The 14,597-nt window shown below is 44.9% G+C and carries 11 protein-coding genes; 8 read left to right on the forward strand and 3 right to left on the reverse strand.

Annotation, left to right across the window (positions count from 1 at the left end; all coding sequences use genetic code 11):
• Positions 1-75 precede the first annotated feature (75 nt).
• From CYQ88_RS00215 to CYQ88_RS00225, 3 genes are read right to left on the reverse strand one after another with little or no spacing between them, the layout of a single operon-like run.
• Positions 76-1,398 carry a 3-deoxy-D-manno-octulosonic acid transferase gene (locus CYQ88_RS00215; protein ID WP_101839217.1) on the reverse strand — a complete coding sequence of 441 codons (1,323 nt, stop codon included), beginning with the start codon at positions 1,396-1,398 and terminating at the stop codon, positions 76-78.
• A gap of 18 nt (positions 1,399-1,416) precedes the next feature.
• The gene (locus tag CYQ88_RS00220; protein ID WP_101839219.1) at positions 1,417-2,361 is read right to left on the reverse strand and encodes an SIS domain-containing protein; all 945 of its coding nucleotides are present in this window, start codon (positions 2,359-2,361) and stop codon (positions 1,417-1,419) included.
• 23 nt (positions 2,362-2,384) lie between these two features.
• Entirely contained in the window at positions 2,385-3,050 is a 666-nt protein-coding gene (locus CYQ88_RS00225) for an acyloxyacyl hydrolase (protein WP_101839221.1), read from the reverse strand.
• Between the two features lie 96 nt (positions 3,051-3,146).
• Here CYQ88_RS00225 and hldE point away from each other — a divergent pair, with 96 nt between their 5' ends.
• From hldE to glgA, 8 genes are all read left to right on the forward strand, one after another.
• The gene (gene hldE, locus CYQ88_RS00230) at positions 3,147-4,583 is read left to right on the forward strand and encodes a bifunctional D-glycero-beta-D-manno-heptose-7-phosphate kinase/D-glycero-beta-D-manno-heptose 1-phosphate adenylyltransferase HldE (RefSeq protein WP_101839223.1); all 1,437 of its coding nucleotides are present in this window, start codon (positions 3,147-3,149) and stop codon (positions 4,581-4,583) included.
• Between the two features lies 1 nt (position 4,584).
• Positions 4,585-5,142: an SIS domain-containing protein gene (locus CYQ88_RS00235; RefSeq protein ID WP_101839225.1), complete on the forward strand. Its 558-nt coding sequence runs from the start codon at positions 4,585-4,587 to the stop codon at positions 5,140-5,142.
• A 75-nt stretch (positions 5,143-5,217) separates the two neighbouring features.
• A complete protein-coding gene (gene glk, locus CYQ88_RS00240; RefSeq protein WP_101839227.1) occupies positions 5,218-6,189 on the forward strand; it encodes a glucokinase in 972 nt (323 codons plus the stop codon).
• 162 nt (positions 6,190-6,351) lie between these two features.
• Positions 6,352-7,620, forward strand: coding sequence for a glucose-1-phosphate adenylyltransferase (gene glgC / locus CYQ88_RS00245; protein WP_101839229.1), 1,269 nt, complete (start codon positions 6,352-6,354; stop codon positions 7,618-7,620).
• A 96-nt stretch (positions 7,621-7,716) separates the two neighbouring features.
• On the forward strand, positions 7,717-9,444 hold the full coding sequence (locus CYQ88_RS00250) for a glycoside hydrolase family 57 protein (protein ID WP_101839230.1): 1,728 nt from the start codon (positions 7,717-7,719) through the stop codon (positions 9,442-9,444).
• Positions 9,445-9,507: 63 nt separating this feature from the next.
• The gene (gene malQ, locus CYQ88_RS00255; protein WP_101839231.1) at positions 9,508-10,875 is read left to right on the forward strand and encodes a 4-alpha-glucanotransferase; all 1,368 of its coding nucleotides are present in this window, start codon (positions 9,508-9,510) and stop codon (positions 10,873-10,875) included.
• Positions 10,876-10,885: 10 nt separating this feature from the next.
• The gene (gene glgB, locus CYQ88_RS00260; protein WP_101839233.1) at positions 10,886-13,069 is read left to right on the forward strand and encodes a 1,4-alpha-glucan branching protein GlgB; all 2,184 of its coding nucleotides are present in this window, start codon (positions 10,886-10,888) and stop codon (positions 13,067-13,069) included.
• 18 nt (positions 13,070-13,087) lie between these two features.
• Complete coding sequence (gene glgA, locus CYQ88_RS00265) at positions 13,088-14,560, forward strand: glycogen synthase GlgA (protein ID WP_101839235.1); 1,473 nt, start codon at positions 13,088-13,090, stop codon at positions 14,558-14,560.
• Positions 14,561-14,597: the final 37 nt, after the last annotated feature.

A 14,597-nucleotide genomic window follows, 5' to 3' on the forward strand; every position in this document is an offset into this window, starting at 1 on the left:
AGGGCTTTATTAGAACCGCTGTAATAGCGGTTTTTTTATGTCTAGACGTGATAAAAATGACCAGGCCTGGTTGTTTTAGAGGTGATTTGGATCGGTCAGCGAGAGTTGGTCAATTTCAGACAATAACTTCGAAAGAGCCCCCGTTTGTTGTTGAAAGCATTGGTAAGCTTTTTGGCCTTGCTGTTGTTGTAATTCATTGGATTGTGAGAGTTTAATCAATGTTTCAGCTAATTCATCGGTGTTTTGAGTAATGGTGATGGAGTCAGTCTGCTTGAAGGTATCATAGAGCGCTTGCAGGTTCATGTGATAAGGCCCTGACAAAATGGGTTTGGCTAAAGCGGCCGGTTCCAGAATATTATGACCGCCAAAAGGCACTAAGCTGCCGCCAATAAAGGCCACATCGCTGCAAGCAAACCAATGCATCAGTTCGCCAATAGTATCCGCTAAATAGACTTGGGTGTTTGCTGTGACAGGCATTTGTTGTGAACGAATGGCTGAGAGAAGGTCGGTTTTTTGTTCAAGTAATTCGGCCACTTCTTGAAAACGGTCAGAGTGCCTAGGCGCTAAAATCAGTAAGGCATTGGCACAATGGTGGAGGAGTTTTTCATGCGCTTTTACCATTAGGACTTCTTCGTCAGCATGGGTGCTGGCCGCGACCCAAATAAATCGATCCTCCAGTCCATTGTCCATTCGCCAGGCCTGGGCGTTTTGCGTCAAGTTTGCTGGGATTTCAATGTCAAACTTTAAGTTCCCCAGTTGTTTGATCCGTTTTGGGTCTGCACCTAGTGCCAGCAGGTGGTCTGTATCCGCTTGGAATTGGCTGGCAATCAGGTGCGTTTGATTCAGCGCACGTTTCACCAACTGACCGCCCCATTTCTGATAGGCTTTAAAGGACTGTTGTTTTATCCGCGCATTGGCCAGTATCAAGGGAATTTTTCGTTCAGAACAGGCTTGATACAGGTTGGGCCAAATTTCCGTTTCAATCATAATCACCAGCTTAGGTTGGATTTGATTTAAAAATCGATTGACCGCGCTACGAGTGTCATAGGGGATCATTTGATGCTGAATCGCCACCGGAGAAAATCTCAGTGCTTGCTGAGCGCCCTGAGTTGAGCCGCTGGTTAACGTGATCGGTAGCTGTGGATAACGCAAATGCAGTTGTTTCAGTAAGGGAAAAATGGAGCGTGTTTCGCCGACTGAAACGGCATGAATCCAAATGCCACCCTTTTGAAAATAGGTTGGATTGCGCCCCAAACGTGATGCAAAACAGTGCGGTATCGGGACTTCATCTGAGTTTTGTTGGCTTTTACTTTGCGCCTTACGACACCGTTTCCAGCCCGAATAGAGAATCAAGGGAAACAGTAGGGTTAACAGTAATCGATAAAGCCAGAGTTGCATGGAGAGCGTTTCCTGCGCTTAGCGGTTAAGGTCGTAAATTTGAATTACGCCGACAATTTTTTGTTCAGGTCCAGATTGTGAAACCAGTAATGAGGTGATTTTTTGCTGGTTCATTTGTTCTTCTGCATCCGATAAGCGTGCTTCTGCATCAATGGTCTTCGGGTTGGGAGACATAATGTCGGTCGCAGTCTGTTGCATAAAACGATCCGGATGCTCTTCCATCTGGCGACGCAAATCCCCATCCGTGATAATGCCTTTGCCTTGATCAACAATACAGAGCCCAAGGCGTCCCTCGGTCATGGTATGAATCACGTCTTTCATACTGGCATCGGCAGTGACAAATGGCAGGTTGTCAGACTTCATTTCATGTTTGACCCGTGTGAGTAGTTTGCGTCCTAAACTCCCACCAGGGTGGAATCGGGCAAAATCTTGCGGTTTAAAGTCACGTTTCTCCATTAAAGCCACAGCTAACGCATCGCCCATAACCAAGGTTGCAGTGGTCGAGGAGGTCGGGGCTAGCTGGTGGATGCACGCTTCTTGTGGTACAGCAATATTTAAATGGAAGTCAGCATTTTGTGCCAAGGTGGAATCAGGGCGCCCTGTCATGGCAATGATCAGATTCCCATTATCTTTTAAAAAAGGGATGAGCTTAATGACTTCTTCGGTTTCACCAGAATTAGAGAGGGCTATAAAAATATCTTTGGGTGAAACCATGCCTAAATCACCATGAAATGCCTCACCTGGATGCATAAAGAAACAAGGCGTTCCGGTACTGGCTAAGGTTGCCATAATTTTCTTACCGATTAGGCCTGACTTGCCCATGCCGCAAATCACTACACGTCCTTCTGTCGCCAGAATGGTCTCAACGCTTTGGCTAAAATGGTTGTCGAGCTGATAGCTAAGCGCTTGAATGGCTTCGGCTTCGATTTGAAAAACGCGTTTTGCTGTGTCGATGGTGTTCATAAAATGCCTTTTTGAGAAAGTCGCTAAAAGGTGATGGCCAGATGTAGGTTGTGAAAGTCGGTTCCGGGGTTAGGGAGTTCAATGCCTGCATTGGAAATGTGCAGGTAACGATAACCCACTTCAAATTCGGTTGTTTGCACGCCAAACCCGAAAATACTGCCAAATTGAAACTGAGTTGATTTGAATTCATTTTCGATAGTGGCATTGGAAAGCCAGTTAGGGCCTCCGCCCAGTTCAAAATAGGGATTGATCTTGCCAAGGTGATAGCGGCTTTGAAAAACAGGGTTGAGGCCGAAAATATGGCCACTCTTATTGAGTGGTGCTGTCAGTGAAGAACGCCAAGTTCCAGCATTGAGCTCCATTCGCCCAGTCAGTTGATAGTTGCCCATTTGGTATATTGGTGTTTGCCAGTTAGCACCCAGTGAAACACGCTGAAAACCAACGGTGTTATCGCTACCAATGTCGGTGCTCAGGGTTAATCTGTGGATGTCGATACCTGGGTCAAGGCTGCAAGGCGGCTTGCCTTGATAGCAGGCAAATCCTAAAGAGCCGACTGCGCCCCAGATGGTTGCATTCATTAAAAAGTCGTTTGATGTGTCAAAGGCTTGCGCGTTATTAACGTGAAGCGGCAGTAGAGTGCTAAGCAATACCAAAAAAAATGCGCGATAGCGACTTTTAAAAACCAACATTGATTGAGAATCCTGATAGACTTATAACTTATATAAACGTTTTTGATGATTCATTTATGAATGAGTCGTAATTTTACCTTAAATTTAATCTTAGTTATGAATAGTCACGATTTTTCCCAAACAAAAATATTAGTGGTCGGCGATGTGATGCTTGATCAGTACTGGACTGGCCGAGCGGGCCGCATCTCACCAGAAGCACCGGTTCCGGTGGTTAAGGTTGTGGATGAAACCGTCCGAGCGGGGGGCGCGGCCAATGTGGCGTTGAATGTGGCCGACTTGGGTGCTCAAGTGAAATTGATGGGTATTATTGGTGAAGACGCTTTTGGTAGTCAATTGAATCAGGTTCTGGAAGCTGCACAGGTGTCATCGGATTGGGTTTATTCAGTGTCTGGCACAATCTGCAAATTACGGGTTTTGAGTCATCATCAGCAATTGATTCGGATGGATTTTGAAAACCAGGTCCCAGCTTCCGCTGCGCAACAGTTAGCAAAAGCCGTTGCAGAACAGGTTGCGAATTATGATGTACTGCTGATTTCAGATTATGCCAAAGGGGCTTTACAGTATGTAGAACAAATGATTGACGCTGCCAAGCAGGCACAGGTTCCCGTTTTGGTTGACCCCAAAGGCAATGACTTTTCACGTTATGCTGGTGCGACTTTGGTCAAACCCAATCAAGGTGAGTTTGAACTGATCGTAGGTCCTTGCATTGATGAGACAGATTTAATTGGCAAAGCTCAAGCCTTGTTAGAAGAGGTTGGCATAGACGCACTCTTAGTGACTCGAAGTGAGCATGGTATGGCTTTAGTTGAGCGTGAGGCTGAGCCGACAATATTAAAGTCCCGAGCACGGGAAGTGTTTGACGTGACAGGCGCCGGAGATACCGTTATTGCCACTTTGGCAACTGCTTTTGGCAGCGGCTTAGACTTGCCGAAATCCGTGGGGCTTGCGAATGTTGCGGCCAGTATCGTAGTGGGTAAGGTTGGGACTTCAACGGTTTCACTGGCGGAGCTGGAAGAGCAACTTCGGTTGGCAAAGCGTCATAAAGGCTATGCTTCAATGAGTGAAGATGAAGTGAGGACGCTTATTCAAGTCGCTCAGGAACAGGGTGAGAAAGTGGTGTTCACCAATGGATGTTTTGATTTATTGCATAGTGGCCATGTCCGTTATTTAAATGAAGCGGCCCGGCGAGGAGATCGTCTTGTTGTTGCCGTGAATTCAGATGAATCTGTTCGGACGTTAAAAGGGGATTCTCGTCCGATTGTGCCGTTGGCTGGTCGAATGGAATTATTGTCGGCGCTCAGCTGCGTTGACTGGGTGGTGCCCTTTTCTGAAGAGACTCCTGAACGGTTAATCTGTAAACTAAAACCTGATGTTTTGGTCAAAGGGGGCGATTATCAGCCCCAAGAGATTGCCGGTGCGGATTGCGTTTGGGAAAATGGCGGTGAAGTGGCTGTGTTGTCGTTCTGGGACGGTTTCTCGACCACGAAATTGGTTGATAAGATCCAAGCTGAAGAGCGGGATGGAGACGCCTAAAATGAACATTTCAAGAGCACTTAGAGCCCATCAAATCGCTATTGAATCTGTCACGAAATCATCACAGCAGCTAGAAAATTTAGTCGTTAAAATGTCAGAGACTTTGACCGCTGGCGGAAAAGTTTTGTGGATGGGAAATGGTGGCAGTGCCGCAGATGCTCAACACATGGCGGCAGAGCTTATGGTGCGATATCTCAAGGATCGCGCGCCTTTGGCGTCTATTGCTTTAACGACCGATACATCGATATTAACAGCCCATAGCAACGACTACGCGTTTGAGACGGTTTTTGCTCGTCAAATTGAAGGGTTGGCCAGGCCTGGTGATATTGTGATTGGCTTATCAACCTCTGGTAACAGTGAGAATGTCGTGCAAGGGATGAAGCAGGCAAATCGGCAAGGTTGTATCAGTGTGTCCATGACTGGAGAAGCGTCTTCTCAGCTATCTGAAATCAGTGACTTCTGCTTTCAGGTGGCATCAAACGAAACCGCTCGTATTCAAGAAGCGCATAGTTTTATTTGTCATTTACTTTGCGAAGGGTTAGACGACTTTTTCGCTTAGCCTAATGACAGCTTTTCTAACACCCTTTGATGGAGTTAGAGTGTTTGCTGCTATCCCTAATTGTTAGGAGGTTAAGTGTCTAAGATTTTGGCCGGCGATGTCGGTGCAACGAAAGTATTGCTTCAAGCGTATGATGTCGATTCTCAAGCTTTGTTAGCTGAAGCCCGTTATATCAGTGGGAATTTTGCTTCCTTAATTGAAGTGATTCAGTTATTTCAACAACAGTACCGTATTTCCCATTTTTCAGCTGCTTGTTTGGGCTTACCTGGTCCGGTCGTCGGACGAGAAGCAAGGTTAACCAATTTACCTTGGGTCGTCGATGCGAACCAGATTGAAGAACAGTGCTGGATTGATCATGTAGCGTTAACTAATGATTTTTATGCGGCTGCATTGGGTGTTGATGAATTGGTTGAGAGCGATTTATTATGCTTGCAACCAGGCATTCCTAATATGCAGAGTAACCGATTGGTAGTTGGCGCGGGTACTGGCTTGGGGGTCGCACCCATTAAAAACTGCGGCGGAAATTTTGTTCCTCAGTCTTCCGAGGGCGGGCATATCGATTTTGCTCCGGTTAACGACCTTCAAGTTGCAATTTATAATTGGTGTCGTCAAAAATGGGCGCATGTTTCCTATGAGAGGTTATTGTCTGGAGAAGGATTGGAAACGCTTTATTTCTTTTTTAGTATTGAAGAACATGGTCACGGACATAAAGGCCTAAAAGCCCCGCTGATTCATCAGGCTGCTTTGGACGGCGAAATAGTCGCTAATCGGGCGTTAAATGCTTTTGTTGAAATTTATGGCGCCTATATTGGTAATTTAGCGTTAATATGGGAGTCTAACGCGGGTGTTTATATTGCGGGTGGAATCGCGCCTAAGATTAGCGATTGGATGACAAAGCCCATTTTTTTAAATGCTTTTTTGAATAAAGGGCGCCTAAGAAGTGTAGTCGAAAGTGCGCCTATTTATTTGGTGTTGAATGAAAAAGTGGGGTTGTTAGGGGCGATGCAAGAAGCCTTGAAAATTCAAAATGCATCGAATACCCCTTGAAAGTTGGTGTTGATATGCCTTAATAAGGGGAAGAAATAAGTCGTCGTCACAATGAATGCTTAACGATTTGCACAAATCGAAAACAGAGCTCGTCGGTTATAAAATCTGTTTTGGTGAGATGCAAAGTTGCTGGAACCAGTTTGAGTCAATGAAGGGGGTCACATGAAGAATTACAGCGAGACAAAAACAGTAACCGATTTAACGCGCAAAACCCTAGCCCTAGTGTTAGCTGGGGGAGAAGGCAGTCGATTAAAGGATTTAACCAAATGGCGAGCTAAACCCGCGGTGCCCTTTGGCGGGAAGTATCGAATTATTGATTTTGTGTTGTCAAATTGTGTGAATTCTGGCATCCGAAAAATCGGTGTTTTAACCCAGTACAAATCCCATTCGTTAATTCGCCATGTTCAGCGCGCGTGGTCTTTTATGCGTTATGAAGTTGGTGAATTTGTTGAGTTGTTACCCGCTCAACAGCGGGTCGACAAGGGGTGGTACAAAGGGACTGCCGATGCCCTCTACCAGAATTTAGATATTTTACGTCGTCATACACCCGATTATGTGTTGGTGTTAGGGGGCGACCATATCTATTCTATGGATTATAGTAAGATGTTGTTTGAGCATGCTAAATCCGGTGCAGATGTGACGATTGGTTGCATTGAGGTGCCCCGAATGGAAGCCAAAGGGTTTGGCGTGATGTCCGTAAATGAAAACTTAGAAATTACCAAGTTTACTGAAAAGCCAGAAGACCCTGAATCGATGCCCGGTAAGCCTGATAAAGCTTTGGCTTCCATGGGGATTTATGTATTTTCAACCGAATTCTTATTTCAAAAACTGATTGAAGATGCGGATGATCCCAACTCTTCGAGAGATTTTGGTAAAGATATTATCCCATCGGTGATTGAAGGCTATCATGTCCGAGCTTTCCCGTTTGAAGATGATGAAAGACGCCCAGTGTATTGGCGAGATGTGGGTACGATTGAATCCTATTGGAAAGCAAACTTGGATTTGTGCTCTGTTACGCCAGATTTGAATCTTTATGATCGTGACTGGCCTATTTGGACCTATCAAGCTCAAATGCCGCCAGCAAAATTCATTTTTGATGATGAAGGGCGTCGAGGAGAAGCTATTGACTCGCTAATTTCCGGCGGTTGTATTATTTCGGGTGCTCGTATAAAGCGTTCGGTTATCTCCAGTGGGGGATGGGTGCATAGTTATTCTTTGGTTAAAGATTCTGTTTTGCTGCCTCGGGTTCAAGTTCATCGAAATTGTCGTATTCAAAATGCCGTTATTGATAAAGGGTGCGTCATTCCAGAAGGAACCATTATTGGTGAAGATTTGGCAGAAGATAAACGTCGATTTTATGTGGAAGAATCGTCAGGGATTGTCTTAGTGACTCCTGAAATGCTAGGTCAGAAGCTTCATGTAACGCGTTGAAAGAATACTTGTAAGATTATACAAAGAGAATGATGGCTAGATTTGGTCAAAGTGAAGCGCATCTAGCGTATCTAAAATGGTTTAAATAAGTAAGTTATGGAACAAAAAAAAATAAAACTTGTGCTGTGTTGGCATATGCACCAGCCGCATTATCGTGACGGTTTGAGTGGTCAGTATCGATTGCCGTGGGTGTATCTCCATGCGATCAAAGATTATACCGATATGGTGGCACACTTGGAGAAGATACCTGAGGCAAAGGTCGTTGTGAACTTTGCGCCCGTATTACTCGAACAGTTAGATGATTATGCCGGGCAGTTGCGCGCTTGGCTAGAGTCTGGAACCCCATTACAAGATGCTCTGTTGAATTATGTCTCAGGGCAATGTTCAGTAGGCGAGTTAGTCGAGCGGCGGTTTGACGTCCTGCAAGCCTGTCAAAAGGCCTTTGCGCCAACCATGATCGATACTTTTCCGGTCTTTCAAAAACTGTTACGAATGGTTGGGGCGCATAAACTGACCCAAGTGGAAGACGCTGCTTGTTTGGCCTATTACAATGAGTCTTATTTTGTGGATCTGTTAATGTGGTACCACCTTGCATGGATGGGACATAGTCTAAGGCTTCAGGATAACCGGGTAAAAAAGTTGTTAGCAAGCGGTCGATTTGGCGAGCATTTTAGTACGCAAGATCAGCGGTTGATGATTGAGATTATGGCGGATGCCATTGAAGGCATTGTGCCGCGTTATCGAACTTTATTGGAGGCCGGCCAAATTGAAATATCCATGACGCCTTATGGACATCCGATTGTACCGTTATTAATTGATTTCAACTCAATGCGCGATGCTCAGCCAGATGCGCCTATGCCACAATCGGCTATTTATCCAAATGGCTATGAGCGAGCTAAATGGCATATGGAAAAAGGCATGGACGTTTTTAAAAGCCATTTTGGAGTACACCCTAAAGGCGTTTGGTTGTCGGAAGGCGCTTTGAGTTCAGAAGCCATTGGCTTATTGGATCATTATGAAATTCAATGGACTGCTTCTGGTGAAGGGGTTTGGCGTCATTCGTGTGAAGCTTCAGGCATTGATGCTCAAGACATTATTTCCAAAAAAACGCTTTATCAGCCTATACAGCATGCAACTCAAGAATGCGCGCTTTTCTTTCGAGATGATGGACTCTCCGATCTGATCGGTTTTCAATATAAGGACTGGGATCCACAAGATGCGGCTAATAATTTTGTCCATCACTTAAAGAATATTGCCAATGCGCTTGCCGATGATGTTGAAGAGCATGTCGTATCGGTGATTTTGGATGGAGAGAACGCGTGGGAATATTATCCAGATAATGCCTACCATTTTTTGTCAAAGCTGTATCAAACGTTAACCCATGAGCCTCAGATTGAAATGACAACCTTTTCCGAAACGCTTGCAAGCGGTATACGCCCGCTTCATTTAGGACAACTAAAAGCAGGCAGTTGGGTCTACGGCTCTTTTTCAACTTGGATTGGTGAACCAGATAAAAATGCCGCTTGGGATTTGTTGGTCTCTGCTAAGGTGAATTACGATGAGGTGATGGCATCGGGTGTTTTATCTGAGGAAGAGCAAGTGTTAGCAACCCAGCAACTGGCAATTTGTGAAGGCTCAGATTGGTTTTGGTGGTTTGGGGATTATAACCCCGCCGGCAGTGTTCATGATTTTGATGAATTGTTCCGCCGCCATTTAGAAAAGTTATTTTTGTTATTGAACCGGCCACCACCACCACAGTTAGCTAAACCCTTGTCTTATGGGGGTGGGGAAATGGAAAATTCGGGCACGATGAAACGAAACTAGTGTAATCATCATGTGATAAGCGGCTTACCGATTTAAATTCTGCAACCTTAACAGGGGAAACGTATGTCAATAAAGCAAGCTGGAGTTCTGTTACACCCGACCTCTCTCCCTTCTGGTACCTTAAATCACCAGGCCTGGCAGTTTTTAGATTGGATGGAATCCGCGCACTTAAAAGTGTGGCAGATGCTACCTTTGACTCAACCCGTACAAGGGTTATCACCTTACCAAAGTGTCTCGGCCTTTGCCATGAATCCGACTCTATTGCCAGAAGATTGGCAAGCCAAATGGACGAGCAAGCAGGACACTACGTTTGATGAATATTTAGAAAATGAGCCCCATTGGTTACATGATTATGCGTTGTTTATGACTTTACGACAGCAGTTTAGTCAGGTTTCCTGGGTGGATTGGCCTAAGGTTTATAAGACACGAGAAGCGGCTGCTTTAAAGGCATTTGCAATAGAAAAATCGGCAGAAATTCGTTATTTAAAACAACAACAATTTATGCTCAGCCAAATTTGGCACCAATTAAAATCCGATGCCAACGCCAGAGGCATTCAATTGTTTGGCGATATGCCAATTTTTGTCGCTTACGATAGTGCAGATGTTTGGGCGAATCCGCATTTGTTTAAGTTAGATGAAAACCATAATCCCCAGGTGGTGACTGGGGTGCCGCCAGATTATTTTTCTGAAACCGGTCAGCGTTGGGGGAATCCACATTATGACTGGCAAGCAATGGAAAAAACCCATTTTAAGTGGTGGCGACAACGCATTGCTTCGGATTTTGAATTATTTGATTTGATTCGTATTGACCATTTTCGAGGGTTGGAAGCTTGTTGGGAGATTGAAGCAGAAGAAGAAACCGCAATTAATGGTTGTTGGCAAAAAGTTCCAGGGCGAGCCTTATTAAACACGCTTAAACAAGCGTTCCCCGATTTACCTTTGGTCGCTGAAGATTTAGGGGTGATTACACCAGAGGTGACGGCTTTGAAAAATGATTTTTCCTTGCCGGGTATGTCAATTTTGCAGTTTGGATTTAATGGGTTGCCTGATAATCCCCATTCGCTGGCTGAACAGGTTGAAAATTCGGTGGTTTATACCGGCACCCATGATAATGATACAACGCTTGGCTGGTGGCATTTACAAGAGAATGATGATCATAGAAAGTGGATTTTATCTCAGCTTCCAGAAGCTCACTTGCCCATGCCTTGGCCAGTGATTGCCGCTGCCATGTATTCGGTGGCGCAACTGGCGATTATTCCAATGCAGGATTTTTTAGGGCTTGATAACACTGCTAGAATGAATGTTCCCGGTGTGGCTAATGGTAACTGGACGTGGCAATTTCAATGGTCGCAGATGACCCCTGCTTTAACCGATCAAATCGCTAAGCTAGTCATCGCTTCCGGTCGAGACGGCTCACATGAAACAGAATAAGGACAAAAAAATGACCCGACAATTTTCTCAAGAGGCCTTGTCTCGATTACAAACTGGAACCCATCATGATCCCTTTGAGATACTCGGGTGTCATCCAGTTGATGATGGTTGGGAAGTGCGTGCTTGGCTGCCTTCTGCAGAGTCGGCGACTTTAGAACAGACGATTCCATTGGAACGTTACCCAAACTCAGATTTGTTTACTGTGAAATTGACTGCTGCGCAAAAGAAAAAATTGCCTCAGCATTACCAAATCCAGTGGCAAGAGCAGGATGGCTCAAAACATCAGGTCGTGTCCCCTTATAGTTTTATGCCACAATTGGGTGAACTGGATTTACACCTTTTTGTAGAAGGGCGACACTGGCATATCTATCGTTTTTTAGGGGCAAATACCAAGACGGTTGACGGTGTAACGGGGGTGTTATTTGCGGTTTGGGCGCCCTCAGCAGAACGTGTGTCGGTGGTTGGTGACTTTAATGGTTGGCATGGCCTACGTCATCCAATGCGCGTCCGTGGTGGCAGTGGCATTTGGGAACTATTTATTCCTGGCCTGATGGCGGGCGATATCTATAAATTTGAAATTCGTAATGCCCAAACGTCAGATGTTTTCATTAAGACAGACCCTTATGCCAAAGCGATGGAATTGAGGCCTTTGACTGGATCGATGGTCGCGGAATCCCAATTTGGCTGGCAAGATCAAACTTGGTTAACGCATCGTGCTGAACGTGATTGGCAGTCTACGCCAATGAACATTTATGAAGTGCACTTGGGGTCTTGGCAAAGAGACGATGAGGGTGATTTTTTAAATTATCGCGAAATCGCTCATCGCTTGGTGGAATATGTGGTGTGGATGGGTTATACCCACATTGAATTATTACCGATTTCAGAACACCCATTGGACGAATCTTGGGGTTATCAAACCTCGAGTTATTTTGCACCCACTCGTCGATTTGGCTCGCCTGATGATTTTCGCTATTTTGTTGATTACTGCCATCAGCATCGAATCGGTGTCTTTTTAGATTGGGTTCCAGCCCATTTCCCTAAAGATACTTTTGCCTTGGCACGGTTTGATGGTTCAGCGCTTTATGAGCATGAAGATCCGCGCAAAGGTGAACACCAGGACTGGGGTACGTATATCTTTAACTTTGGTCGTAATGAGGTCCGCAATTTTTTAATTGCCAATGCCTTGTATTGGCTGGAAGAGTTTCATATTGATGGCTTGCGGGTTGATGCGGTGGCTTCTATGTTGTATTTGGACTACTCTCGTGAAGAAGGCGCTTGGGTGCCCAATCAATATGGTGGTCGTGAAAATCTTGAAGCCATCGAGTTTTTGAAAACCCTCAATGCGGAGGTGCATGCTCAAAGTCCAGGTGCCGTCATGATGGCAGAAGAGTCTACCTCTTGGCCCATGGTTTCACGACCAACTTGGATGGGCGGTCTTGGGTTTTCCATGAAATGGAATATGGGTTGGATGAATGATACGCTAGACTTCTTTGAAAAAGATCCAGTTTATCGACCTTATCATCATAATCAACTAACCTTTAGTCAAATGTACGCCTATTCGGAAAACTTTATTTTGCCGTTGTCGCATGACGAAGTGGTGCATTTAAAGAAAGCGCTGGTCAGTAAAATGCCAGGAGATGTTTGGCAAAAAATGGCCAATATGCGTTTATTGATGAGTTATCAATTGTTACATCCTGGTAAAAAACTTCTGTTTATGGGGTGTGAATTTGCACAATGGCAGGAGTGGAGTGATGCACGGGGGTTAGATTGGTATCTTTGTGATCAACCTGCAAATCGAGGCGTCCAATTATTAGTACGCGATTTGAATAGGTTGTACTTGAATCACACCGCCTTACATGAAAGAGATTTTGTGTCAGAAGGATTTGAGTGGATTGACTGCCATGACTATGAGCAATCCATCCTGAGTTTTATGCGGCAGTCGGCCACTGAAAAAATAATTTGTGTCTTTAATTTTACACCCGTTCCTAGAACGTATTATCGTATTGGTCTGCCTGATGACGGTTGCTATTTGGAAGTGATTAATTCCGATGCAGAGGTCTATGGCGGTAGTAATTTCGGAAATGCAGGTTTGATTGAAGCCGAAGCCATTCCGTGGATGAATCGTCCCTATTCAGCTGAATTGGTATTACCGCCATTGGGTGTGGTGGTGCTAAAACAAGAATCAAAACAATAAAAGAAAGGTTGTATCAAAATGAAAATATTGTTTGCGACGTCAGAAGCGCATCCGATTATCAAAACGGGCGGTTTGGCAGATGTGTGTGGAAGTCTGCCAAATGCATATCAAAAATTGAAACATAAGGTTCGGCTGGTGATGCCAGCCTATGGCGATGTTTGGGATAAGGTGACGAATGTCTCCCAAATAGCGGATTTCAATTTAGAATCTTGTGGTCGAAATTTACATGTGCGGATCCATAAGGCGACGGCAACGGGTATTGACGTGCCTATTTGGTTAGTGGATATTCCTGAATTGTTTTATCGACCAGGTAATCCTTACCTAGCACCAGATGGTAAAGATTGGTGGGATAATGGTGAGCGATTTGGGGTTTTTGCAAAAGTCGTTGCTGAAATTGCCATGGACCGAGTTGGTTTGAAGTGGCAGCCAGACGTGGTTCAGGCGAATGATTGGCAAACTGGATTGGTTCCGGCTTGGCTTTCATTAGAGTCCAATCGTCCTAAAACGGTTTTTACCATCCATAATATGGCTTACGCGGGACTCTTTCCCAAGTCGCTATTTGATGGGTTAGGATTGCCTAGTGATTGGTGGGAACCTGAAAAGGGCGTTGAGTTTTATCATAACCTATCCATGTTGAAAGCCGGAATTCAAATGGCTGATGTGGTGACAACGGTGAGCCCAACCTACGCGAAGGAAATTACCTATCCTGAATTTGCCTATGGTCTAGAGGGGCTGCTTATTCAACGCGCTGAACAAGGCAGGCTGGTAGGGATCTTAAACGGCATTGATCAAACCGTTTGGAATCCGAAAACGGATCCGATGATACTCCGCAATTACAGCGTAGAGAAAGGGCGTGTTGCCGCTAAGAAACTCAATAAAAAAGATATGCTTGGTTTTTGGGATTGCACTTTGGATGAAGAGCATTCAGCAGATCCCGTTATCGGGTTTGTTGGCCGGTTGGTGCCGCAAAAAGGCATTGATTTGATTTTAGATGTCTTGCCGGAAGTGCTTGCAGAAACCTCGGCTCGATTTGTGATTGTGGGAACAGGCGAGTCTCATACCGAATACGCATTAACAGAATTGTCACACCAATACCCTGAGCGTTTATTGGTGTATATCGGCTATTCTGAAATGCTTGCTCATAAGGTTGAAGCGGGCGCTGATATGTTTTTAATGCCTTCTCGATTTGAACCTTGTGGCTTAAATCAACTCTACAGTCTCACTTATGGTACGCCACCGATTGTTCACTCCACTGGCGGCTTGGCAGATACGGTTGTAAATGCCACCGATAAGAATTTAGCGATGGCGACTGCGACAGGCTTCGTGTTTTTTGACCCGAGTCGTCATGCACTTAAGTCCACGCTGTTACATGCCATTCATTTGTATGGTAAAAAGCGAACTTGGCAAAAAATCCAAAAATCTGCAATGCAGCAGGATTTTGGTTGGACGAAGAGTGCTGAACAGTATTTAAATTTGTTTAAAACCCTTTAACCTGGATGGGGTCGCCCTTTTAATAATTGTTTAATGG

The sequence above is a fragment of the Hydrogenovibrio sp. SC-1 genome, from assembly GCF_002848135.1.
In the GTDB taxonomy this organism is placed as follows: Bacteria; Pseudomonadota; Gammaproteobacteria; order Thiomicrospirales; family Thiomicrospiraceae; genus Hydrogenovibrio.